The organism is Thermomicrobiales bacterium, from assembly GCA_023954495.1.
Taxonomy (GTDB): Bacteria; Chloroflexota; Chloroflexia; order Thermomicrobiales; family CFX8; genus JAMLIA01.
Genome location: JAMLIA010000047.1, coordinates 1 through 24,329, shown reverse-complemented (window position 1 = coordinate 24,329; position 24,329 = coordinate 1). Strand labels below are relative to the sequence as shown.

At 63.2% G+C, this 24,329-nt stretch carries 16 protein-coding genes; 8 read left to right on the top strand and 8 right to left on the bottom strand.

What is annotated here, in order from left to right; genetic code table 11:
- The coding region (locus M9890_10020) for a CvpA family protein (GenBank protein MCO5177292.1) at positions 1-723 on the bottom strand (723 nt) is incomplete at its 3' end.
- A 236-nt stretch (positions 724-959) separates the two neighbouring features.
- Between M9890_10020 and M9890_10015 the strand changes: the two genes are divergently transcribed.
- From M9890_10015 to M9890_10000, 4 genes are all read left to right on the top strand, one after another.
- Positions 960-3,686: a putative DNA binding domain-containing protein gene (locus M9890_10015; GenBank protein MCO5177291.1), complete on the top strand. Its 2,727-nt coding sequence runs from the start codon at positions 960-962 to the stop codon at positions 3,684-3,686.
- Between the two features lie 4 nt (positions 3,687-3,690).
- On the top strand, positions 3,691-4,545 hold the full coding sequence (locus tag M9890_10010) for a DUF72 domain-containing protein (protein ID MCO5177290.1): 855 nt from the start codon (positions 3,691-3,693) through the stop codon (positions 4,543-4,545).
- 29 nt (positions 4,546-4,574) lie between these two features.
- Complete coding sequence (locus M9890_10005) at positions 4,575-7,496, top strand: WD40 repeat domain-containing protein (protein ID MCO5177289.1); 2,922 nt, start codon at positions 4,575-4,577, stop codon at positions 7,494-7,496.
- Between the two features lie 96 nt (positions 7,497-7,592).
- Complete coding sequence (locus M9890_10000) at positions 7,593-9,071, top strand: aminotransferase class III-fold pyridoxal phosphate-dependent enzyme (protein ID MCO5177288.1); 1,479 nt, start codon at positions 7,593-7,595, stop codon at positions 9,069-9,071.
- A gap of 17 nt (positions 9,072-9,088) precedes the next feature.
- On the opposite strand, the gene M9890_09995 is transcribed toward M9890_10000, so the two are convergent.
- Positions 9,089-11,110, bottom strand: coding sequence for an ATP-binding protein (locus M9890_09995; protein MCO5177287.1), 2,022 nt, complete (start codon positions 11,108-11,110; stop codon positions 9,089-9,091).
- Between the two features lie 104 nt (positions 11,111-11,214).
- On the bottom strand, positions 11,215-12,231 hold the full coding sequence (locus tag M9890_09990; GenBank protein MCO5177286.1) for a GNAT family N-acetyltransferase: 1,017 nt from the start codon (positions 12,229-12,231) through the stop codon (positions 11,215-11,217).
- A gap of 200 nt (positions 12,232-12,431) precedes the next feature.
- Here M9890_09990 and M9890_09985 point away from each other — a divergent pair, with 200 nt between their 5' ends.
- The gene (locus M9890_09985; GenBank protein MCO5177285.1) at positions 12,432-13,997 is read left to right on the top strand and encodes an FAD-dependent oxidoreductase; all 1,566 of its coding nucleotides are present in this window, start codon (positions 12,432-12,434) and stop codon (positions 13,995-13,997) included.
- 383 nt (positions 13,998-14,380) lie between these two features.
- Here M9890_09985 and M9890_09980 read toward each other — a convergent pair whose 3' ends face one another.
- On the bottom strand, positions 14,381-15,439 hold the full coding sequence (locus M9890_09980; protein MCO5177284.1) for a dipeptidase: 1,059 nt from the start codon (positions 15,437-15,439) through the stop codon (positions 14,381-14,383).
- Positions 15,440-15,572: 133 nt separating this feature from the next.
- Here M9890_09980 and M9890_09975 point away from each other — a divergent pair, with 133 nt between their 5' ends.
- On the top strand, positions 15,573-16,286 hold the full coding sequence (locus M9890_09975; protein ID MCO5177283.1) for a sulfite exporter TauE/SafE family protein: 714 nt from the start codon (positions 15,573-15,575) through the stop codon (positions 16,284-16,286).
- Between the two features lie 6 nt (positions 16,287-16,292).
- On the opposite strand, the gene M9890_09970 is transcribed toward M9890_09975, so the two are convergent.
- From M9890_09970 to gatC, 3 genes are all read right to left on the bottom strand, one after another.
- Positions 16,293-16,706 (bottom strand): septum formation initiator family protein, encoded by a 414-nt coding sequence (locus M9890_09970; protein ID MCO5177282.1) that lies wholly within the window; start codon positions 16,704-16,706, stop codon positions 16,293-16,295.
- Positions 16,703-18,181: an Asp-tRNA(Asn)/Glu-tRNA(Gln) amidotransferase subunit GatA gene (gatA, locus tag M9890_09965; GenBank protein MCO5177281.1), complete on the bottom strand. Its 1,479-nt coding sequence runs from the start codon at positions 18,179-18,181 to the stop codon at positions 16,703-16,705. The genes M9890_09970 and gatA overlap by 4 nt, the downstream gene beginning before the upstream one ends.
- A 61-nt stretch (positions 18,182-18,242) precedes the next feature.
- Positions 18,243-18,536 (bottom strand): Asp-tRNA(Asn)/Glu-tRNA(Gln) amidotransferase subunit GatC, encoded by a 294-nt coding sequence (gatC, locus tag M9890_09960; protein ID MCO5177280.1) that lies wholly within the window; start codon positions 18,534-18,536, stop codon positions 18,243-18,245.
- 250 nt (positions 18,537-18,786) lie between these two features.
- Here gatC and M9890_09955 point away from each other — a divergent pair, with 250 nt between their 5' ends.
- Entirely contained in the window at positions 18,787-20,058 is a 1,272-nt protein-coding gene (locus tag M9890_09955) for a hypothetical protein (protein ID MCO5177279.1), read from the top strand.
- An 11-nt stretch (positions 20,059-20,069) separates the two neighbouring features.
- On the opposite strand, the gene dnaX is transcribed toward M9890_09955, so the two are convergent.
- Entirely contained in the window at positions 20,070-21,863 is a 1,794-nt protein-coding gene (gene dnaX, locus M9890_09950) for a DNA polymerase III subunit gamma/tau (protein ID MCO5177278.1), read from the bottom strand.
- Positions 21,864-22,555: 692 nt separating this feature from the next.
- Between dnaX and M9890_09945 the strand changes: the two genes are divergently transcribed.
- Positions 22,556-24,307: an ABC transporter substrate-binding protein gene (locus tag M9890_09945; GenBank protein MCO5177277.1), complete on the top strand. Its 1,752-nt coding sequence runs from the start codon at positions 22,556-22,558 to the stop codon at positions 24,305-24,307.
- The last annotated feature ends 22 nt before the right edge of the window (positions 24,308-24,329 follow it).

Sequence of the window (24,329 nt, the reverse complement as noted above, 5' to 3'; positions counted from 1 at the left end):
CTCCGTCACGACGACTGGCCGCGTTTCGCGGCTCACCGGCTGTTCGTGGACTGGTGGCTCGGCTTTGTAAGCCGGATGCTCGCCACGGCTCGACACCGGCACGCGCGGCGGGTTCGCGGTTTCGCGCGTATTGCCACGGCCACGTCCGGCAATCGGCGTTGCCGTCGTCGTGTAGATGCGCGGATCGTCTGACGAGAGCGCGTAGACGCGGTAGCCGGTCGCCAGCACGTAGATCAGCACCGGGATTGCCACGATGGCCGCGACGAGCAGGATCCAGCCGATGTCGTTCAGCAGGAAGCGCGTCACCGCGGACTTGTTGAGCGATTCCTCGTTGATGTCAGAAAGCAGAAACAGGCGGATGTATTGCAGCGCGAACGACAGGATGAGTGCACCATTCAGCGCAGCGACTCCCGCACCGAGAACGCGAGTCATCGTGTTGTGGCGTGCGGGTGCCAGCGTCGCCCCGAGGCCGTAGCCGAGGACGAAGGTCGAGGTGATGAGGAAGATCATCGCGACCAGGAACGCACCGGCTCCGGGGGTCAGCGACGTCATGTCCGCCAGATCGTTGCCCCACGGCCGCGCCCAGTAATCGGAAATGAGCACGCCGAACAGGATGCCGAGCGTGACGAAGAGTTCCTTCACCGGCCCACGCCAGAACCCGATCGGCGTCAGCAGCAGGATAAGCAGAACGAGCAGAATGTCGAGCACGATGTAGATCGACATGCAGTATCCAGCACCTCACCACGATCGATCGAAATACCTGCCAGCGGTCGTGAGAAGCATCGCGACGGGCAAGCGCCCCGAGTCTAACACGATGATGGCATTTGGCCTGATGCATCAGCAGTATCAGGAATATCGCTGGTTGATATACTTTGCGTCAGTGTGGCGGTTATTTTCGCCCACGGCTCCGGGCGATATTGGACCCGGACTACTTATTTTTGGAGAAGGGAATCCATCTATTGAGCAGGAGCAGACGCTCCCGCTCCGGTGATCGCAGCCAACGTGACCAGCACGAATTGGCGTGGCGGCGCATCGATCTGCACTTGCATACACCGGCCTCAATCGACTATCAGGATCCGGATATCACCTATCTGGACATCTTGCGCAAGGCCGAGGCGCGCGGTGCTGACATGATTGCGTTTACCGACCACAACACGGTCCGTGGTTATGCGAACATGTGGCGGGAAATCGAAGACCTTGAGCTGCTCGAAGCACTCGAACGCCTGTCTCCGACGGAACAACGCCGACTCGATGACTATCGACGGATTCTGAAGCACATCCGGGTGTTGCCGGGATTTGAGCTGACTGCTACGTTCGGCTTCCATATCCTCGCAATCTTTCCCGAAGGTACCTCGATCCGTCAGATCGAGCACACGCTGCTGGAACTCAACGTTCCTGAAGATCGCATTGATTTGGGGACCAGCGAAGTCGGCGCGACCGTTGATGTGCTAACGGCCTACGAGACACTGGATCGTGTTGGCGCGCTCGTCATTCCGGCGCACGTCAACTCGACCCACGGCGTTGCGATGCAGAACCTGCCGTTTGGCGGGCAGACGAAGATCGCGTTCACCCAGAGTCAATACATCGATGCACTCGAAGCAACCGACCTGGATTCCAGCAGTCGTCGCAGCACGGCGCGGTTCTTCAATGGCTCCAAGCCGGAATACCCACGCCGAATGCACATCATCCAGGGTTCGGACGCGCATCGGTTGAACCGCGACCCGAATCGCGAAAGCAACCTGGGCGTCTGCGACCGAATGACCGAGGTGCTGGTGCCGGAGGTGTCGTTCGCGGCGCTGAAGGAACTGTTCCGCTCGGACAGCTTCAACCGCGTGCGACCGTATCGACCGGAGCATGACCCGTACGACTTCATCCGGATCGCGCGCGCTGAGGGCGAGACGATCGTGCAGTCGTTCCACGAGCTCGTGCCGCGTCGCGGACGACTCAGCCCGGTTGTGCGCGATGCGGCGGCGTTCGCCAACGGCAACGGTGGCACGATCTACGTCGGCATCTCGGCAACGCCGAAGGACCCGGTGGCGGGCGTCGAGCAAGCTCCCGAGCACGCGCGTGCAATCGCTGAGGATCTGGCGCGCTACATCACGCCGCAGATCACTGGCAGCATTGATATACAGGACACAGACTCGAAGCAGATCATCGTTGTCCAGATCCCGGCCGGCGACGACATGCCATACGCCGTTCTGCCGAGTACGATCTACGTCCGACAGGAGGGCGAGACGACCGTCGCCATGCGCGATGAGATCGTCCAGCTTGTCGTGGACGGGCTGAAGATCGAGCGCGGTGAATTGCCGGAGCTGGTCGCGCAAGCCGTGCAGACTGCGCCGGAGCAGGCCGAGGAAGCGCCTGAACCGACGCGGTCGCGTAGCTCGCGGAGACGCGGTCGAGGGCGCAGCAGCCAGGCGCATCAGGCAACATCCGAGGAAGCAGTTGATTCGGCACATCACGACGGTGCCGCCGATGTCAGCGAAGACGCGACGATGTCCCCCGAGCCGGAGCCGGAGCCGGTGGCGTCGGTGTCCCCTGCGCCGTCAGCGCGAGATGTCGTCGTCTGCAATGACATACCGTTTCCACGGACGGGCGTAGAGGTAGTCGACACGGTCGAAGCAGATGGTGTCATCTATCATGCGATGCGCGACCTGCGGAACCTGAAGATCGTCCACAACGTCACCCGCGATTCGGCCCGGCGACTGTGGCGCTACGCGATCACGCAACTTGAGCTCCATCCTGCGCGTGACGAAGATGTGACCTGGCATGGAGATCGTGGCTATTGGAAGGCGTACAAGCCGCGCGGCGGCGACGTGCGCTACAACCTCGTTCATCGCCACGACGATCACCTGCACGTCTTCTATGGCGTGACCGACGAGGGGCTCGACGACGACTGGCGCGATGTCATCCCGCCACGCTATCTGTCGCGCTCAACGTCGAACGGGGATGACCACGAGGCAGACACCAACGGCGTTGTCTCCGAATCTCCGGCAGCTCCGGAGCAGTCGATAGAAGCGCAATCGAGCGCCGAAGAGTCGGCGCCTGAGTCGGCAGTGGTGGATGCCGCTGCTGTCGAGACGCAGAGCGCTGATGACAGCAGCGCGCTCGCCGCTTCACCGGAAACAGCCATTCAGCCTGCGCCGGTTGAGCCGACTGAGGTGGTTGAACAACCTGCCTCACCCGCCGAACCGGAGGCCGAAACCGTTGCTGAGCCGGTCGAAAAGCCAAAGCCAGTGCGGCGTCGGCGGAAGCCAGCGGCGACCGCGACGGAACCGGCGACCGTGCCTGAGGAAGCAGTACAGCAGGCAGAACCAGCTGCTGAGGCTGAGGCGGAGAAGCCGAAGCCAGTCCGACGGCGACGGACAACGACGAAGAAAGCCGCCGAACCGGAAGCTGCCGCTGCAGAGGAGCAGCCTCCTGCCGAACCGGAGCCGACCACCGAGGCGGAACCGGAAAAGCCCAAGCCGACCCGACGCCGTCGAACAACGAAGAAGGCGGCGGAAGAGGCGGGGTCTGTCGTGGACGCAGCGCCCGGCGAGGCTGAACCAGCCGCCGCGCCTGCTGCTGAGGCGACGCCGGAAGCCGAGCCGGAGAAGCCGAAGCCGGTTCGCCGTCGTCGAACGAAACCGAAGGCGGCAGAAGCGACCGCATCCGACGAGCCCGACCGACCCGCCGAGGAGTAGTGCGATGGACACCGATCGACTGCGCCTGCGCGTCGGTACAGCGGCGTGGTCCGATCACCCCGAGTTCTATCCGAAAGGGACGAAGCCGGGGGATCGGATCGCGTACTACTCCCAGCAGTTCCCGGTGGTTGAGGTGAATTCCAGCTACTACTCGATCATGCCGGAGCGCAACTACCGAACCTGGGCGGAGAAGACACCGCCCGGGTTCATCTTCAACGTCAAGGCCTACGCGACACTCACTGGACATAAGCGCGACGAGGAGGCGACACCGGACTTGTTCGCCGCGTTTCAGCGCTCGTACGAACCGCTGCGCGCTGCCGGCAAGCTCGGAGCGATCCTGTTTCAGTTCCCACCGTGGTTCGACGACAACACCATGAACCGAGACTGGATTGCGCGCTGTGTCGAGGCGATGCCCGACGATCTGCTCGTCATCGAGTTTCGCAACCGGAGCTGGCTCACACCGGTCCGACGCGACGACACGCTCGAATACTTGCGCGGCTTGGGACTATCGGCTGTCGCAGTCGATGAGCCGCAAGCAGGGCAGGGCACCGTCCCGCTGGTTCCGGTCGTGACAAACGCAAACCTGGCTTACATGCGCCTGCACGGGCGCAACGCCGAGACGTGGGCACGGCCCGGTGCGACCACACGCGAGCGATTCAATTACCTCTATTCGCAGCAGGAAATCGACGATCTGGCCGTGGTCGCACGGAGTCTCGTCGACCAGGCAGACAATCTCCATATCATCTTCAACAACAATGTTGAGAACTATGGCGTTACCAATGCGCGCATGATGATTGATGCGCTTGAATTGACCGATTGCTGGTATCCAGCTCCGCGGCAGAGCATGCTCGGTATCTAGACGCAGGCCGACCGCGCAGCAGGAGAGATATGGCTCATCAGGCTGACGCATCTCAGATCGCCCCACCGTCGCCCGACGACGCTGTAGAGCGCTTACGTACTGCGCTGCGTCTGGCGTTCGACGGACCGACGGCGGATGGCTTCGCTGCGCGCGTGGCCAGCGACGACGATCTGGCCGGCATCGGGCGTGTCCTCTCAGCGGTGCGCACGCGCCTGACCATCGACCGGCTGCTGGGTCGCCTTCCCGGTCGTCGCAGTACGCTACTGCCGACGCCGCTCGGGGCTGCGAGCGCGGTGCGGCCGGAGGACGCCGTCCACCTGATCGCGAAAGTCGGGTTGGATCTCGATGTCCTGGCGATCAGCCAGATGCTCAAGGCGTCGCCGGAGCAGGTCGCCGCGAGTCTCTTCGCTGGCCGACGTGCGCTGGACCGTCCGATCGGGAACGCGTGCGATCGCTTCAGAGAGGCGATCGGCGAGTACTCCGACCCGTCTGCCGATCCCGACGACCGCGTTGCCCTGATCACCCATGCGCGTGTGTGCGACAACTGCCGACAGGCGATTGACCGATCGCAACATGTCGATGCCTGGTTGCAGACGGAGATGGACCGCCTCGGTGTCACTGCCGAGACAGCGCCGCTGACACCGCGTAAGCCGTCACTCATGCGGCGCGAGATCGTCATGCCGGTCCTGCTCGTTGCCACGGTCGCGCTTCTGGCGGTCGGCGCTCTGGTGGCGTTCGACTGGTTGACAACTCGACCGAGCACCCGTGTTTCAGCGCTCACTGTTCAGCCAGATGAACTGAGCGGCTGGCTGGTTCTGGCAGGGCCGAACGGCCAGGTCGATGCGCAGAGCATGGCCACCGGCAGGCGTCAAATGCTCGTCCCCGCTCCGGACGGCGAATCGCAATGGCCGCTGCTGTCTCCGGCGGCTGACCGGGTTGCAATCGTGCGCCAGGAAACTTCGTCCCCGTCAGAGCTGATCTTCAGCGTCAACGTATTCGACCTGCAGGGGAATCTCATCGGGGCTCCAACCTGGAGCAGCGAAGCACCCCTGCGCTGGCCGGTTGGCTGGATCGGCAATGATGCGTTGATGATGCTCGAAGCACCAATCATGGCGAACGGTGAGACCAACGACTCATACAAAGAGCGCCGACGGGCCGAGATGAGCCTCGTTGCAGTCGATGTTCACGATGGTGCTGTCCGCGAGTTGATGCGCGGTGATGTTGGCTACGCCTACGCATCGCCGGACGGAACGCTCGTAGCAGTCGTGAGCATCGATGGGGCAGGTTCTCGGATTGGCAATCTGAATCTATACCCCGTATCCGAAGATGGGTTTGGCGAGTTGATTCAGTCGATCGATGCCATGGTCGGCGGGTTAGTGTGGTCGCCAGCCAGCGACGCCGTGTATGCCGCGGTTGTTCTCGGTAGCGGCGATGAACCGGCGTTCGACGATGCATCGATTCTCGCGATCAATCGAACCGGTGAGACATCGACGGTTGTCGAAGGCCGATCAGCAAATGCTGGGATCACGATGATCGCAGTTAGTCCAGACGGACAGTCGCTGGTCACGGCGGAAGGAAAGCAGGGCGGCAGTGCCGTTTCGTACTTCCGCGTCGACCTGCAGACGGGTCTTGAGACGGAGTTGCCCGGTGACGAGCACGATGGCTGGCCGTCAGCTGGCGTCTGGTCGCCGGATGGCTCGCAGCTGGTTTTGCCGATTCGCCGCCTCTTCTCACTTGCCTCGGATCAGCCGTCGATGACACTGCCGGGCGGAGACGTTGGTGCAGCCTTGGTCAGCTTCGACAGCGACGGGCAGCGCGACATTGCCGGTGGTTGGCTCGACACGTCGAGCCGCCTGCTCGCCTGGCTGCCGGAGGATCGCATCACTGCCGCGGAGATCGAGCGTCTGCCCAACGATCCGACGATCACCGCTCCCGAGCCGATCCGACTGGCGAACCGGGGGCTGCAGACGAGCGCCGACAGCAGTGTTTCTCCAGACGGTCGCTTTGTGCTGCTCTACGATGGCGATGCCAACATCCCCGTCATCTGGGATCTGGAGCGTGGCTCCTGGCGGCAGGTGAGTGGCGACGCAACCGACTTCTCGTGGACGCCGGACAGCCGGATGATCTTTGGCACGGTGCCCTTCACGGTCAACGCTAACCGCCTCGTCGGATTCAGCGCCAGCAACACCGATATCGTGACCGCGATCGACTTTCAGCATTTCGATCCGGTCGGACTGGTAGAGAACGGTGACGAGCACTACGCTCGTCCGCTGCTGTCACCGAGCGGCGGTGCGATGTCGTTCTTCCTCCAGGATAACAATCGCCATGAGGTTGGACTCTGGGTTGCGCGCTGGGGCAGCCAGCCGCAGCTGGTCGCCAGCTGGTCGATCCCGGCCGATGCAATCCCGTCGATCCCGCTGCAGGCAGCCTGGATCTCCGATGACACACTGCTGTATTCCCGACCTGACGACTGGGCCGACGGCATGCCGCAGCAGGCAACGCTGCTGCGCGTTGTGCTCGGCAATGGCGGCACAAAAGTCGAGCCGCTGGTGCAGTTGGATGGCCGGGGGAGCGATCGCGGCGTCGTCATGCGCGAGCTCACCGTCAGCCCGGATGCCACCCAGCTCGCCTATCGCGCCCGACATTACCGGTCGAACGAGCCGGACCGCGATCTGCGTGATACGGTCGCCATCGTCGAGCTTAACGATCTGACCTCGCCGATTGAGCTCACTGGTAGCGGCCTTGGTGCCGGGATCTCGTGGTCAGACGACAGCCGCTGGGTGGCGATCGGCAACAACAGCCACATCATCGTCGCGGCCAGCAATGGCCGGTCCGTGCGTGATGTCACTGCCGATCTGGCCGGCGCGGCCCATCCGGTGTGGGTAGGCAACGAGGTCTGGTTCAGCGTCGCCGATCAGCGGTCGCCGCTCTGGCGCGTTGTCGTTCGGTAGCATCTGTCTCGCGCGGTCCTCCGAATCGTGCTAGTGTGCGTTTTCCAGAACGTTCATCTCGTGGTGCTAAGTGCGCCGACAGCGAGGGAGTCATCAATGACTGCACCGCCAACCGATCCGACGACCCAGGTACCAGGCTACGACTACGACGATGCGCAGGTGCGGGCTGCCATTCGTGACAACCTCTGGTTGCACTTCACGCAGATGAAGGAGTATGCCGACCCCGATTATCGCCCGCTCGTCCTGTCTCGCGGACAGGGCACGACAGTCTGGGACACTGAAGGTAAGTCTTACCTTGACTTCCTGGCCGGGATCTATTCCGTCAATGCCGGCTACGGACGATCGCGCATCGTTGAGGCGATGATGGCGCAGGCCGAGGCGATGCCATTTGTGAACCCGTTTGGCCAGGCGAGCGTGCCTGCTGCGGTCCTCGCGGATCGTCTGAGCGATCTTGCACCGGTTGGTGGCGACGCGCGCGTCTTCTTCACCTCAGGAGGCTCCGAGTCTGTTGAGACAGCATTGAAGCTGGCGAAGCAGTATCAAACGCTGCGCGGCTTCCCACATCGCTGGAAGACAGTGTCACGGCGCGTCGCCTACCACGGCACGACGCTCGGAGCGTTATCGGTGAACGGGCTGACCGACGCGCGTGCGTCGTTCGGCCCGCTCGTGCCTGGTGCGCGCCACGCGCCGATGTCGCATCGTTATCGTTGCCCATATTGCCGCAATGAGTCGGCCTGCAACCTGATGTGTTACGACGAGATTGAGCGGTTGGTCGAGTTTGAGGGGCCGGACCAGATTGCAGCGATCATCACCGAGCCAGTACAAAACGCCGGTGGCTGCATCCCACCCGGCTCGATGGACTACTTCAAGAAGATACGCGCCCTCTGCGATCAGACCGGGATCCTCATGATCATGGACGAGGTCATCTGCGGTTTCGGTCGGCTCGGCGAACTCTTCGCCTCCACCTACTATGGCGTCGAGCCCGACATCATCACGACTGCTAAAGGCATCACGTCGTCGTACGCACCGCTCGGTGCCGTGCTTGTTCGCAAGTCGGTCGCTGACGCCTTCGCTGGCGCGGTCGAGGAAGGAACGCCAGCGCCGGTTGCTGCGGCGCGAACGTGGGGTTTTCAGCATGGCCTGACATTTGGTGGCCACCCGGTGTCCTGCGCAGCAGCAATTGCAAACCTCGACATCATGCTGGAAGAGGATCTGCCCGGTCGGGCACGCGACATGGGGGCCTATCTTCGCGTTGAGCTGGAAGCGGCGTTGGGCGAACATCCGAACGTCGGCGACATCCGCGGCGCTGGCCTGTTCCTCGGTGTCGAGATGGTCACCGATCGCGAAACACGCGCATCGCCGGAGAAAGCTGACGTGCTGGAGTGGATGTCGGACCAGATGCTTGAGCGCGGCATCATCCTGCGCAACGATGGGCGCAACGATCCAACGACGCAACTGTGCCCGCCGCTCGTCGTCACGCACGAAGAGTGTGACCGAGTCGTGCAGGTACTGGCTGAGTGCTTCGATGGGCTGGGCAAGAAGCTCGGGACCGTTGGGACACAGCACGCGGTGTGAGCGCATGGTGGTCTGCCCTACCGAGTCCAACCTGTATCGTTTGCCGGAAACCAGACGAAGAACGTAGAGCCCTGGCCCTCGCCGGGGCTCTCGGCGCGCACCCACCCATTGTGGTGCAGAACGATGTTGCGGGTGATGTGCAGGCCCAGACCCATGCCAGGGAATGAGCCGCGAGTCGCGTTTGGCGCACGCCCGAATGGTTCGAAGATCGACTCCAGCGCCTCTTGTGGCAGACCGATGCCGTCATCGTGGATAGTAACCAGATACCCGTCATCGACCCAATTGACGCTGACCTCGATACGTCCACCGTCTGGCGAGTACTTGATGGCGTTATCGAGCAGGTTGCTCAGCACCTGGTCGATGCGAACAGCGTCAGCAACAACAAACATTGGATCGTTGCTGATTTCGAGGCTGATCGCATGGCGTTCCGAAAGCTGTCCAAACCGCTCGACTGCTTCGGTTACGTGGTCAACGAGATTCAGCTGCTCCATCTGGAGCAAGAGGAACCCTGTGCGGAGTCGTGATACATCCAGCAACTCGGATGTCAGTTGGCCCAGGCGATTGGCGGTGTCGTTGATGATTCGGCAAGCGCGTTCCAGCCGCTCCTGATCCAGATCACCGCGTTCGAGTCGTCGTAACAGGAGCTGGGCAGATGCCTTGAGTGCGGCCACCGGCGTCTTGAGCTCGTGCGAGGCGATCGACAGGAATTCGTCACGTGCGCGAACCGCCTCCTCTGCCGAACGTCGCGTTGCTGACTCAGCATCGAACAGCCGCGCGCGCTCCAGCGCTTGCGCTGCCTGGCCGGTGATGCCGACCAGAACATCAAGGTCGTCGCCAGCGGGTGACGATGCACCAGTCAGCTTGAGCGACATGACGCCGGTGACTTTGCCACGCTGAACCAGCGGCACTGTAACAAGCGCACCACCCCGTCGCTCTTCGCCGTTTTCGCCACGCAGGCGTTGCCATACGGGCTGGCCGGTGCGGAACGTCTCGATAATCGGCCCCGGCTGTGATGGCGTGGGGAGACCGTTGTTGTCGCCGAGTGCAGCGATCTGAACCAGTTCACCCTTCTCGGTGCGGGTGATGATTGTGCCTGCGATAGCGCCGACGGTCGAAAGCGCCATGCGCAACGTCGTCTCGCCAACCTGCTCGCGAGTGACGCTGTCGTCAAGCGCTGAGGTGATGGCCAGCAGACGCCGGAGTCGCTCGGCGCTGTGCTCGGCTTCACGACGGGCGGATTGCTCGGCGTCCAGCAGCTCGCGCCGCTCAGTGACATCGGTGAACGCGACGACGCCGGAGATGATCTCGTCGTCTGCGTCGTGAACTGGCGCAGCGTTCAGGCTGATCCAGCACATGGTGCCGTCGCCACGAAGGTACCGCACCTCCTCGCCGCGCACGACCTCGCCGTGCATCAGTGCGCGAGCCAGCGGCCACTCGTCGCCGCGCAATGGGGTGCCGTCCGGTCGTACGCCGGTCCACTGCTTGTAGCTCTCGATGTCGTCTGAGGGGAATGCAGGGTGCCTGAGGATTTGCTGCACCTGCGAATTGGCCGCCACGATTCGACCGCCCGGTGCTTCAGCGATGACGATGCCAACTGGCATCTGTTCGAGAACCGCTTCGAGCGCACGCTGGGCAAGTACCTGATCGGTGACGTCATCCACCTGGACAAAGAGATCGCTAACCGCGCCAGCTTGATCGCGGATTGGCTGGCAGACGAAATTGAAGTAGCTCGTGAGCGACGTTCCGGTAACGTCGCGCCGAAAGCGAGCGGCTATCTCGTGACCAACGAATGGTTCGCCCGTCTCATAGACTCGATCAAGCAGTTCCCGAAACCCCTGCACCTCAAGATCGGGAAACGCTTCGATGAAGGACTTACCCTGCAGGTCAGAAGTCCCGGACACCTGTTCGTAGGCCGGGTTGGCAAGCGTGAAGACGTGGTCCGGCCCGCTGAGCACGCAGAACGGTGTCGGCGCTTGCATCAGCATCGCGCGGAGCATGTCGTTGTCATTTCCTGTCGTCGAAGAACTGGACTCGGTCATCGCGTTTTCAAGCGTTCTGTTGTGTTGCCACGATTAACGCGTCGTCGACGTCGCTTGCCTCAACCCTGACAGTCGTCTTTTCCCAAGTGGAGGGTAGTGTAGCCTCATTTGCTGCTTTCGGCACGTTGAGATTTCTCGTCTTCGCGCTCGGGGTTGGCAGCAGGGCGCAGGACCTTTTCAAAGATGTAGTCGTGCCGCACCTCGTGCATACCGGCGCGCTCATACAGGCGGTCGGCTCCGGTCAGGCTACTGCCGTCGACATGCAGGCCGACCCGGCTGTGGCCGCGCCGATGAAACTCGCCAAATGCAGTCAGCAGGAGCTGCCGACCAATACCTCGCCCGCGCCATTCACGACGCACACCGAGGCCGCCGATCCAGCCGAGTGTCGTGTCGCCGCCGCGCGACGGGTGGCAGGTTGCAGCGCCGGCAATCTGATCGCCGTCCATGGCGAGGAAGAAGAGCGCCGGGTCGAAATCGCTGACGCCGTCAATCTCGTAGTACATGAACTCCTCGAACGGCATCGGCGCGTACCCCCAGTGGTCGGCAAATGCTGCTTCCATCGTCTCCCAGAGCGGTCGTTCATCAACGCCGCGGGTCAGCGTGCGGATGGTGATGCCGTCGACAGCGCGCGTCTGTTCAGGCGCGATCGTCGCGTCGATCTCCATGCGCCGCCAGTTGCGTGTGTGCGCGTAGCCGACCGACGACAAGAGTGCCTGCGCGCTGGTCGCCACCGAGCTGACGCGCGTCTGGAGCAGCACCTGCTCACCGGCAGGAGCGCGATGCGCTTCGCGGCGGGCGCGCGCCTCAATCGTCTCCAGCAAGTACCTGCCGAGGCCCCTGTCGGTGTGGGCCGGATGGACATCGCCATCGAACCCGAAGGTGGTAAACGGCGGATATTCATAGAGCTGGAGCTGGGCAGCGAGCGTGCCGTCTTCCGCGATGATGAGCCAGTTATCGTCGCTCCGGTTCCGGGTCGGATCGCCCAGCTCGCGCAAGACCTCATCGGTGTCGGTCAGGTCGACGCCGATCTCCGACCGCGAGCGTGCATTGATCAGCGCCGCGATCACCTCGGCGTCACTCAGGTCTGGCCGTCGAATCGAGAAGCCATTGGGAATCTCCATGAGCTGAGGCTCCACTGTGCCTGCCGTGCCTTTCGCCTGCGCTTCTTGTCGTGCGACGAGAGTGTGACATTGACTGGGATGCGCGACACCGGCGTCCAGTGCAGGACGACGATGCCCAATCGGACAGGGTACGCGAGCGCACGAACGGCGCAGTATCATGCGGGTACACATGAGATTGCAACTCGGAGGGGGGCAGAGATATGCAGCAGACGAGCGGTGACCGACCGTTCGATGTCGTGATCGTTGGCGCGGGGCCGGCTGGGTGTGTCCTCGCGTCGCGGCTGACCGAAGACCCGCAGCGCCGCGTGCTGCTCGTGGAGGCCGGCCCGGACTACGGACCGGATCCGACGCAGTGGCCGCCCGAGCTCCTCTATCCCTACGAGACTGAGTGGCAACTGCACACGTGGGGCTATCACAACGCGCCGACTGCAGAGAACCAGACGGTTGGGCACGCGCTGCCGCGCGCGCGCGTATTCGGCGGCTCGTCCGCGATCAACGCCTGTCTCTGGTTCCGCGGCTCACGGATCGACTACGACAGCTGGCGCGATATGGGCAACCCCGGTTGGGGCTGGGACGACCTGTTCCCGAGGTTCCTGCGTAGCGAGTCGGACGGCGAAGGCGATGCAGGCTGGCATGGTCACGACGGACCGGTCCATGTGTTCCGCGAGCCGTTCGACCGCCTTGGCGCGTCGCACGTGCGCTTGATCGAATCGGCGCGTGAGCTTGGCTACGCCTGGCTCGATGACCTGAATGGCGCGGGCACCGACGTGCAGATTCCCTCGATCGGTCGTGCGCCAAAGAACATCGACACCGGCTACCGGCTGAATGGTGCCCTGACCTATCTCGCTCGGGCGCGGGATCGCGAGAACCTGACGCTCATTCCGGAGACGCTTGTGGATCGCGTCCTCGTGGAGGATGGACGCGCGACTGGCGTGCTCACTGCCGATGGCGCGGTCCTGCAGGGGACGGAAATCATCGTCTGCGGTGGCGCGTACGCGTCGCCGGGTATCCTGCTCCGCTCCGGGATCGGGCCAGCCGAGTACCTGCACGAGCTGGACATCCCGCTCGTCCGCGACTTGCCGGGCGTCGGCGAGCACCTGCTGGATCACCCCTATATCTCGCCGTACACCAGCGGTCTGACGATGTGGCCGATCAAGGCTGGGCAGCAGACGAACCGGCAGGCGTTCGTCCAGGTCGTCATGCGGGCGCGCTCGAATCAGGTGAACGAGGAGATCGACCTGCATCTCTATCCTCGTGAGGTCGAAGATGCCGCAACCGGGCAGTGGATGTTCGGCTTCGGCATTTCACTGATGTATGCGCGCTCGAAGGGTCGGGTGCGGCTGACGGGCACCGACCCGGACGCGACGCTCGACATCGACCATCGTTGGTTCAGCGATCCGGACGGACTCGACATCGAGGCAATGATCGACGGTGTCCAGATCGCCTACCAGCTGGCGACGACACCACCATTAGCCGACATGATCGAGATGCCGGAGGAGCAGCGCCACATCGCGCACGACCGCGACGCGATCCGCGACGTGTTGCGGCGCGAGGCAAGCACGACTTTCCATCCATCCAGCACTTGCCGGATGGGACCAGCCGATGATCCGACCGCGGTCGTCGATGCCGAAGGAAGAGTCCATGGGCTGAGTGGACTTCGGGTTGTCGATGCGTCGATTTTTCCCTGGGGGCCGCGCTGCAATCTGCATTCGCCGGTCATCGCGGTGGCAGAGAAGATCTCGGATGGCATGCGGCAGGGCAACTGAGGAGCCAGTTGCGGCAGCTGCCATGGAACCTGTAGAGCGGACGCGCGAGGTTGCAGCGCGGCCCCCAGGGGAAGATGGAGGTTGCCAGTCCAGCGACTCGGCAATGCCAGCAATGGTGAGCGGTCCGGGCCGACAGCCAACTCCTTGTCCTGTCATCTCGAACCGCAGTGAGAGATCTCCCACCCGTTCGACTCAGTCCAACGCAGGGGAGATCTTTCGGTTGCGACCTCAAGATGACAGAAGAAAAGGATGGCTGTCGGATCAAACTGGTCGACACCCTGGCATTGACAACCCACTCAGTCGGCCATGCCTCAGCGACACGTTGCGCAGATGCTTGCTCGCGTTGAGCGAGGAGCGCGGCTGCGCGCCCCTCGCTATGGGCCTTACCCCCAGACCTGCTCGAACACGCGCAGGTAGTTTTCGCCAAGGATCTTGCGGACGTCATCGTCGGAGTAGCCGCGTGCCAGCAGCCGGTCGATGAAATTGGTGACCTGCGGGTAATTCCACCAGCCGTCGAGCGCGCGCATTGGTGAGCGGACATTGGTCGTGATCAACTCGCCGTAGCGGCCGGAAACGTCCGGGTACTCCGGCTCGCCCCACGGATCGTGCCAGTGGTCGGGATAGGTGCCCAGCGACATGTCGGTGCCGACGCCGATGTGGTCGGTGTTGCCAATCAGGTTGGACAGGTAATCGACGTGGTCGATGAAGTCGTCGACAGTCGGCCAGTGGGTCGTGTCCGGCTTCATGACCAGTGGGCCCCACGGAGCCAGCCCAACCATGCCGCCGGTCGCGACGGCGGCCATGATCTGGTCGTCGTCGATGTTGCGTGGGTTCGGGACGATGCCGTTGGGGTTGGAGTGTGAGAAGACGACCGGCTTGGTCGAACGCTCCAGAATATCGAGCGACGCGCGCTTGCCGATGTGCGTGCAATCGAGCAGAACACCGACGCGGTTGCATTCGTCGACGACGAGCTCGCCGAAGCGGGTGAGGCCGCTCGATGTGCGATCCAGAGCGCCATCGCAGATGAGGTTGGTCGTGTTGTAGGCCGGCAGCATCATGCGCAGGCCGAGCTTCCAGAACGCCTCGATGCGATGCAGCCGGTTGCCGATGAAGTCGCCACCCTGGGCCGCCAACACGAACGCAGCCTTGCCGTCTGCTTTCGCCTGCCGAATGTCATCGGCTGTCTCGGCGACGATGATGTTAGGGTTGCGCCGTGCGACGAGATGCCAGAACATGGCGTCTTCCATCGCCTGTTCGGCGGAGGCGTGCGGATCCCAGACAGTGAGCATGTAGGCCGTCACGCCGTGGCGATGGGCATTGGGAAAGTCGGCATCGGGCCAGACCTGCATACATGAGTCGATGAAGATGTAGGGGTGATCTTCTTCGATCAGCGGGTGAAAGCCTTTGTTCGCCTGTTCAATCTGTTCAGGGGTCAGTGTCATCTGCTCGATCGCTCCTTTTTGCATCGGGATCGCTCGGGCCGCACACGGGCCACGTGTGCAGAATAGCAGACGAGCTGGCAGGGCGCCGCCGCGGGGTTTTGGGGGAGGGTGAATAGTGGCTCTGGTGGCCGCAATGGCAATTGTGGCCATAGCCGGCGTGATTTTCGGGATGACCGGGTTTGGCTTTGCGCTCCTCAGCGTTCCACCGCTCCTGCTGATCTATGAGCCGAATACGGTTGTGGCGCTGATGATCTGCATCACGATCGCGACGAGCGGCATCGTGATGATCAGCGGTCGGAACGTGCTGGATTGGCGGCTGGTGCTCACGCTGCTGCCCGGTGCGATCGTCGGACTGGCGGTCGGCACGCGCATTCTGCAGGATGTCGATCCGACCATGCTCAAGATCGTCGCCGGTACGTTCGTCGCGGCGTATTCGATCGCGCTGCTGGCCGGGTTCCAACCGGTTGGTGGGCGCAATCCGGCAGTCGTCGCCGCCGCTAGCCTGGCGAGCGGTGCATTGGCGACCTCGACCGGCCTGTCCGGCCCGCCGATTGTGATGCTGCTGTCTGCGCGGCAGTTGGAGAAGAATGCATTTCGCTCGACGGTCACGACCTACTTCGTCGCGATCGCTTTCGCCAGCCTGCCGCTGCTGCTGTTGAGTGGCGCGGTCGGCGAGAGCGATGTTGTGACGTCGTTGTGGCTCTCGCCGGCGGCGATCGTTGGGACCTTCACCGGTAACCGTCTCGTGCGAAAGATGAACGCGGCTGCGTTCCGCAAGCTGACACTCGTGCTGCTGCTCGTCACTGGGTTGATGGGCATCATCACTGCGGTTGTGGCGCTGTTGTGACGCCGACTAGTCCCCGGCGAAGATGTTGAACCAGCGCTGCCAATTCGGCTTACTGGCCTCGGTCTTCGGCTGCTCGGGCGACGAGCCGGTCGCAGGAGGTGGGTCCTGCCAGTGGACGAGCAAGACCGTTTCGCCCGGATTGGCGAGGTTAAGGTCGCGTCGAGCGCGCGCCTCGACGTAGGCGGTATATGCGTTGCTGGAGTATGCGTCCAGCTCGGCCTGAAGCGCGGCGTTGTCGCGCTCGATTTTGGCGATTGCCGAACCGAGGCTCGCTTCCTCGGCCTGCAATTGGCGCGCACGCCAAGCCTGCTCGCCGAACGCAACCATGAAGTAGACCCCGACAAGCAGGATCAGGATGATGGCGATTCGGTTGCGCTGCTGATCGAGCAGCTCTCCGAGCGATCCGCCACGCCGCGTCATCGCGCAGTGCCGTTCGGCGTGACGGCGTCCGGCATCGTCGGCCAGCTTGTCGCCGACTCGTAGGCGTGGGCGACGCGGAGGATGTCCGCCTCCCCGAACGCGCGTCCGATGACCTGTAGCGAAACCGGCATCTCGTCGGAGAAGCCGCACGGAATGGCGATGCCGGGCAGGCCGGCCATGTTGGCCGGGATTGTGAAGATGTCGGACAGATACATCTGGATCGGATCGTCAGTGCGCTCTCCGATGCGGAACGCGACCGTTGGCGAGGTTGGCGCGAGGATCACGTCGACGTCCTCGAACGCGCGGTCGAAGTCGCGCTTGATCAGTGTGCGAACCTTCTGCGCCTTGACGTAATAGGCATCGTAATAGCCGGACGCCAGCGCATAGGTCCCGAGCATGATCCGGCGCTTGACCTCCAGGCCGAAGCCCTCGCCGCGTGTGCGCAGATACGAATCGATGACGTTGCCGCCGTCGATGCTGAGCCCATACTTGACGCCATCGAAGCGGGCCAGGTTGGCGCTTGCTTCGGCCGGGGCAGTGATGTAGTAGGTCGGCATCGCGTACTTGGAGAAGGGCAGGGAGATCGGCACCAGCTCGGCACCGAGCCGCTCCAGTTCGGCGTAGGCCGCCTCGCAGGCAGCCGCAACGCCCGGCTCCATACCCTCAACATCGCGGAACTCGGATGCAATGCCGACCTTCAATCCGCGGACATCGCCGGTGAGAGCTGCGCGAAAGTCGGGCACGTCGACCGGCACGGATGTCGAGTCGCGCGGGTCGTGTCCGGCAATTGCACCGAGCACGAGCGCGGCGTCCTCGACTGAGCGTGTGAACGGGCCGATCTGGTCCAGCGAAGACGCGAATGCCATCAGTCCCCAGCGCGACACGCGGCCATAGGTCGGCTTCAAGCCGACGACGCCGCAGAAGCCGGCCGGCTGGCGAATGCTGCCGCCTGTGTCCGAGCCGAGCGTCGCCAGCGCCATGCCGGACGCGACCGCCGCCGCCGACCCACCGCTGGATCCGCCGGGGACGCGCTCGGTGTCCCACGGGTTCCGCGTCGTGAAGAAGGCCGAGTTCTCGGTTGACGAGCCCATTGCGAATTCGTCGGTGTTGAGCTTGCCGACGAAAACCGCGCCCTGCGAGCGCATCCGCTCGACGACGGCGGCGTCGAACGGCGACTGGTAGTTTGCGAGCATCTTCGAAGCTGCCGTGGTGGGCGCGTCGGTCGTGCAGAGGATGTCCTTGAGCCCGATCGGAATGCCGGTGAGCGCCGTCGCCTCACCGCGCTCGATCATCGCGTCCGCACCGTTCGCCATCTTGCGGGCCTGCTCGAACATCGGCGTGATGAACGCGTGGATCGCTGGATCGACCTGCTCGATGTGCTGAATGTGTGCTTCGGTCAGCTCCGTTGCGCTGATCTCGCGCGCATCCAGTTTGCGCCGCGCTTCGGCGATGGTCAGTCTCGTCAGGTCCGTCATTCACAGGCTCCGCTCGCGGTTATCGCGTTTGTTCGAAAGGCTCCGGCAACCGGGGATTCGCTCAGGATTGATCGAGGACGGCGTTGACCTTCAGATAGCCGTCTTCGCTGGCTGGCGCATTGGCGAGGACAGCGTCGCGCGAGAGCGATGGCTGAACGACATCATCGCGCATGACGTTCTGTAGCTGGATCACCTGGGCAGTCGGCGGGATATCGTCGGTGTCGACGTCCTGCAGGGAAGCGATATGGTCGAGGATGCTGGAGAGCTGCTCACGCATAAGCTCGATCTCCTCCTCGGAGAGGCCGATACGTGCGAGCATAGCGATGTGCTCAACAGTTTCGCGGTCAAGTTTCACGCGATGTCCTCCTGCGTCCGGGTGTGCCGGGTGCCCTGCCATCGTGCCGACTGAATCGTGCTGTGGCGAGTGTAACAACGCAGACCGGACGCGACCAACGCAGGGGCTTCGGCAGCCGGGTCGTTCGTGCCACGGCGACGGTGGTATACAATCGCAGCGAGTCAACCGACCTACACGTCCGAAGATCCACGGCGGTAACTTAGCTCGCGACTCTGCATTGCGACCGTCGTGCCGATGATCTGGCAGAAGATTGCGCACTCTCCGATATAACACTCGTCCGCGCTTACCCAGGCACACGGTTTCACACGGTCTGCTGCTGGTCGTTCTTGCGATTGTGTTTCTGGCTGCCTGTCGCAATGAGTCGCCGGATCCAACAGCCACATTCACCGCGCCGACAGCCACCGCCGTCGTTGCCGAAGCCACCGCGACCCCGGCGATGATGCCCACGGCCACGGTCACAGCAGCGATGTCTGCGCTACTCGCCCCCGGACCGACGTTCGGCAACGTCGAGCAGTTCTTCTTTCTGAATGGCAACGATCTCTGGCAGGTGCAGTCGAATGGCCGGGTCGTCCGTGTCACGCGCGATCTCGATCTCGGCCCGTGGGCGATGGTGCCGGACGGCTCGCGCGCGATTGCCGTGATCCGTGGTAACGAGGTTTCGGTACCGACTGAGGAGATCCGCATCATTCGTGGCGACGGCTTGCTGAGCCTGCCGCTCTACGGCCCGCTGCCGACCACTGGCGTGAATGCGCATGCCTCGATCGTCGCGCTCGACTGGTCGTGGGATCAGACCAAGCTGGTGGTGTTGTTCGATGATGGCGCAGTTGGCGTCTTGCCGGTGCCGGATGACGAAGGGCAGTACCCGGTCGCGATGGAGTGGATCGTTCGGCCCGGCGATGTGCCGCCCGGACTGAGCGCAGCCTGGTCGCCCGGCAGCAATGGATTTGCCTATATCGCCGGTGACGGACCTGCGAGTCGTCTCGTCGTCGTGCCGCTCGGTGATGCGGCGCAGGAAGTCATGCCGGATGTGGCCACGCGCGGGTTTGCCTGGTTGCCCGGTCGTGGACGGCTGGCGTTCGTGGAGCGTGCCGATGGGGCGGGGCGAGCGATGCCCGGCTCGATCTTCACGATGGCAGCGGATGGGAGCTCTCGTGAGCTGCTGCTCAGTGCTGGGCAGTTTGCGCCGGCAGCCATGGTGATGTCGCTGCGCGCGTCACCAGATGGGCGCTTCATCGCCTTCACTGTCTTCGTTCCCGGCCCGAGAGATACGCCGACGTTCCAGTCGCTCTGGTCGCTGAACATCGACAGTGGCGAGCTGGTCAATATCCCGGTGGCGACTGGCTATCGCGTCGCCGACATCTGGTGGTCGGCGACGGGCATTACCTGGCGGGCAATGAGCCTGGATGTCCCGGCGGGTGATGATCCGACAGCGTACCGCGGCTCCGGCGCGTTCCTCATCCAACGCTTTGACGAAGCAACCAATACCAGCGTGACGATGTTCTCGTCCGGGTCCACGCAATAACCTGACAGGCGTTACCGCAGGTTCGTCAGCTCGTCTGGATCGACCTCAGTCGCGTCGAAGATGGACTTGGCTCGATTCACGCGGTACTGATCGTTTGCTGGTGGCTGATCGACCGCTTCGTCCGGGGCTGCGGCAGCAGTCGCGGGCGGCGCTGACTCAGGCGGGCTGCCGAACGACGAAGCACGGACCGGCGTTGGTGCAGGTGAGTCCGGCAGCTCACGGCCTTCTCTGAGCGAAACTTCAACGTGGTAGCGCGTGCCCATCACTCGCTCGACGGCTGCCTCGATGACATCGCGCGCGGCCGGCTCGTTCAGCCTGTTGACGTGGAATGAGTACGGCGCGATGAGGTGCAGCGTGCCGTCGACGACGCTCTCCGGGTCACTCTCGCGCAGCAACGCCTCGATCTTGCCATTCATCGCTTTGATCTCGGACCGAATGCGATCCCACTGTGAGAGAACATCAGCGATCGGACCCGTGCCCGTAGCGCTTGCGGCGGGGCGTTTCGCGGCTGGCGGTCGCTGCGTGCGCTGCTCGGAAGCCGGGTCTTGCTGGCGCGGCGGTGGTGCTGGTCGCTCAGCCGGCGGCGCTCCCCAGCTTGTCGGCGGCTGTGCAGCTGGGCGCTGTGGGGCAGGTCGCTGCGTGCGCTGCGGCTCGGCCTGCGGTGCGACATGAATGATCGCCGGCTGCTCGACGAGTGCGCCGACGACGGCCAGCTCGATCGGCAACTGGGCGAAGCCGGCGGTGCGAACCTTGAAATCCAGCTCACTGAAGCGCTCGTTGATCCGCAACAGGTCGGCCAGCTCGAACCTGGCTGCCAGCTCGCGGATGTTGTCAGTCGCCTCGACCGGATCGGCCCCGGCACGGACCAGCAGCAGCAGGCGCAGCACGTCGCCGATGTGGCGCGCGAACGAGCGCATGTCCTGTCCGGAGTCGGCTGCGCTGGCGACGACCTGCAGACCGGCCTTGACATCGCGATCGGCGAGCGCCTTCGCCAGGTCAAGCTCCCAACCATCGGTCGAGATGCCCAGCATCTTGCGCGTCAGCTCGGCATCAATGCGGCCGGACTCGGTTGAGGCAGCGGCGGTCGCCAGCAGATCGACCAGGCTCAGCGCGTCACGCAGGCTGCCGGTTGCGCGGCGGACGACGAGATCGACAGCGTCATCGTCGATCTCCAGCCCCTCCTTCGCGCAGATTGCGCGGATGTGCTCGGCCATCGGTTCGCGCGGAATGCGGCGGAAATCGAAGCGCTGGCAGCGCGACGCGATAGTGTCCGGCAGTTTGTCCGGGTCGGTCGTCGCCAGGACAAACGTCGTGTTGGCGGGTGGCTCTTCCAGTGTCTTGAGGAACGCGTTGAAGCCGTCGCGGGTGATCTGGTGCGCCTCGTCGATGATGTAGAACTTGTGGCGCAATTGGGACGGCGCATAGCGCACCGTCTCGCGGAGAGCCTTCATATCATCAATGCCGCGGTTCGACGCCGCGTCGATCTCGATGATGTCAGTCGCACGCCCCTCGTTGATCGCCCGGCACGCCTCGCACACATTGCAGGGTCGGCGCAGCGGATCCGGATCGAGACAGTTCACCGCCTTGGCCAGCAGGCGCGCCGTCGAGGTCTTGCCGGTGCCGCGCGGCCCGCAGAACAGGTAGGCATGGGCGACACGTCCGCGCGCAATCGCGTTGCGCAGCGTGTCGCTGACGTGGCTCTGTCCGACGAGCTCGTCGCTCTCGAAGTTTATCGGCCGGTATTTTCGGTAGAGCGACTGCGTCTGGCCGGGGCCCTGCGCGTCAGCATCTGATGCGGGCAGCATGGAAGATCCGTCTCTGTTGGGCGACCGTGGGCGAGCAATACCGCGAGTGCGGATGTCCGTACACCCCAAGTATACCGAAGTCGTTCGTGTCGTCCGGTGCTTAGTGGGTTGGCAACGCTAACCCGGCTGCCATTTCAGCGGGCCGTCATTGTCGGCAATGTCGAGCAGTCCGGTCCGGCAGCCAACCCCTTGTCCTGTCATCTCGAACCGCAGTGAGAAATCTCCCCTGCGTTGGACTGCGTCAAACGGGTGGGAGATCTTTCGGTTGCGACCTCAAGATGACAGGGGAACATGGAGGTTACCAGTCCAGCGAGTCGGCAATGCCAGCAATGGCGAGCAGTCCGGTCCGGCAGCCAACCCCTTGTCCTGTCATTTCGAACCGCAGTGAGAAATCTCCCACCGGTTCGACTCAGATCAACGCGGGGCGAACGTGTAGGCGGAGGCTTGCTCACCGGAAATCTGCGTCACAAACATTGCAAGGTAGTTAAGTGCGCCACAGGTTTGCGCTCCTCCCCATTCGCTTACGCGGATATCTTGATTCGCGCAATAGCTACATTTCGATATTGACGGATTTCTCGAAGCCTCGTAGCATCCGGTCAATCCGAAAATCCACGATCCGCCAGCAGTTATGGGCGTCGACTCATTGTGAGCGGCGCACCAGCCTGTGACGCACACCGGTAGGAGGTGTCGATGTGAGCGACCTGACTGGCCAGCAGATCAACGACAAAATCTATGCGAACTGGCAGCGCTTCTATCGCGAGGGCAGAATCGACCGACGCACATTGATGAGGGCCATGATGGTCTGGGCTGGCGCGGGCTCGGTCGCTGGCTTGCTGGCAGCTTGCGGTGGCGATGATGATGACGGTGATTCCGGCGACGGCGGCACGACCGGCGGTGGCGCCGCAACCAGTGCTCCCGCGGAAGCGACAGATGCGCCGGCTGAGGCGACAGAAGGCGAGAGCGAAGGCAGCACCGACACTGGCGGTGAGGGCGGGACACTCCGCGTCATCCTCGACCAGTCCGACCTGCCGACGATGGATCCGCACATGCACAACCTGCGTACCGGAATCATCGCCTTCTATCACACCCACGACAACCTCGGAGAGCGCAACGCGGAAACGAACCTGATCGAGCCGTGGCTGGCCGAGAGCTGGGAGAACATCGAGCCAACTGTCTGGGAGATGAAGCTCCGTCAGGATGTGAAGTTCCATAACGGTGACGATTTCACCGCCGCAACGGTCAAGTGGAACTGGGATCGCATCATCAACCCCGACCAGAAGAGCCCGCAACTTGGCAACCATGCCCAGATCGAAAGCGTCGACATCGTCGATGATTACACCGTCCACGTAAACACGAAGGAGCCCTATCCGATCTTCGTTGAGCGCCTGCAGAACTTCCAGATGATCCCCGAGAAGCTGGCGCAGGAGAAGGGCGATGAGTGGCTGGCGGAGAACGCTGTCGGCTCTGGCCCGTACAAGTTTGTCGAGTGGAAGCACGGCCAGGAGCTTGTTCTCACGCGCAACGACGACTACTGGAATCCGGATGTCAAGCCCGCATACAAAGATCTGATCCTGCGCTTCGTTCCAGGCGTGCCGACACAGCTTGCTGAGCTCTTGGCCGGCAACGTCGACATCGTTCGCGTCGTCCCGTTCGACCAGATGAAGGCGGTCGAGAATTCGGGTGTCGCGACGCCGATCACGCAAGCGATCCTGCGTGTTGGCATTACCCGCCTGGACGCGATGGGGCGCTCTGGTCCGAACCCATTCCAGGATGTGAAGGTCCGTCACGCCGCGAACCATGCCTGCGATATCCAGGGCTACATTGATTCGCTGCAGCCGGGCGGTGATCGCACGCCGGCCATGCTGAATCCGATGCACTTCGGCTTCGATCCATCAATCGAGCCGCACGAATACGATCCGGACAAGGCCAAGCAGCTGCTGACAGAAGCCGGGTACCCGGATGGCATTGATGTGAAGTGGGTGCGTGGGCCGTCCTCGATGCCGAACCAGGATCAGGTCGATCAGGCGATGCAGCGCGATCTCGCCGCCGTCGGCATCCGCGTCGAGTTCGAGACACTCAGCGACGGCAACGTCTTCACGACCCGCCACAACGAAGGCAACGCCGGGCCGATGTGCTCCTACAACTGGGGCTCGTACTCGGTGTTCGATGCTGACGGCATCTACTGGGACATGCTGCACAGCGACTCGATCTTCACCTACTACAACAACCCGGATCTGGATGCGTTGCTCGATGAGGGCCGCAGTTCACTCGATCAGGATCATCGCAAGGAGATCTACTCGCAGGCGCAGCGCATCGTCCGCGACGAAGCGCCAGTGATCTTCATGTGGGGGTTCCACTCGGTCTGGGGCGTCAGCAACACGGTCGACTGGAAGCCCCGGGCGGACGAGATTGACATGTACTTCACCGCCACGCCAAAGGCGTAAACCGATTCCAGCCGGGATGGCT

Excerpts from the sequence above, each read along its gene's own strand:
- M9890_10010 (MCO5177290.1), top strand. The coding sequence starts at position 3,691 with ATGGACACCGATCGACTGCGCCTGCGCGTCGGTACAGCGGCGTGGTCC.
- M9890_10005 (MCO5177289.1), top strand. The coding sequence starts at position 4,575 with ATGGCTCATCAGGCTGACGCATCTCAGATCGCCCCACCGTCGCCCGAC.
- M9890_10000 (MCO5177288.1), top strand. The coding sequence starts at position 7,593 with ATGACTGCACCGCCAACCGATCCGACGACCCAGGTACCAGGCTACGAC.
- M9890_09995 (MCO5177287.1), bottom strand. The coding sequence starts at position 11,110 with ATGACCGAGTCCAGTTCTTCGACGACAGGAAATGACAACGACATGCTC.
- M9890_09990 (MCO5177286.1), bottom strand. The coding sequence starts at position 12,231 with ATGGAGATTCCCAATGGCTTCTCGATTCGACGGCCAGACCTGAGTGAC.
- M9890_09985 (MCO5177285.1), top strand. The coding sequence starts at position 12,432 with ATGCAGCAGACGAGCGGTGACCGACCGTTCGATGTCGTGATCGTTGGC.
- M9890_09980 (MCO5177284.1), bottom strand. The coding sequence starts at position 15,439 with ATGACACTGACCCCTGAACAGATTGAACAGGCGAACAAAGGCTTTCAC.
- M9890_09975 (MCO5177283.1), top strand. The coding sequence starts at position 15,573 with ATGGCAATTGTGGCCATAGCCGGCGTGATTTTCGGGATGACCGGGTTT.
- M9890_09970 (MCO5177282.1), bottom strand. The coding sequence starts at position 16,706 with ATGACGCGGCGTGGCGGATCGCTCGGAGAGCTGCTCGATCAGCAGCGC.
- gatA (MCO5177281.1), bottom strand. The coding sequence starts at position 18,181 with ATGACGGACCTGACGAGACTGACCATCGCCGAAGCGCGGCGCAAACTG.
- dnaX (MCO5177278.1), bottom strand. The coding sequence starts at position 21,863 with ATGCTGCCCGCATCAGATGCTGACGCGCAGGGCCCCGGCCAGACGCAG.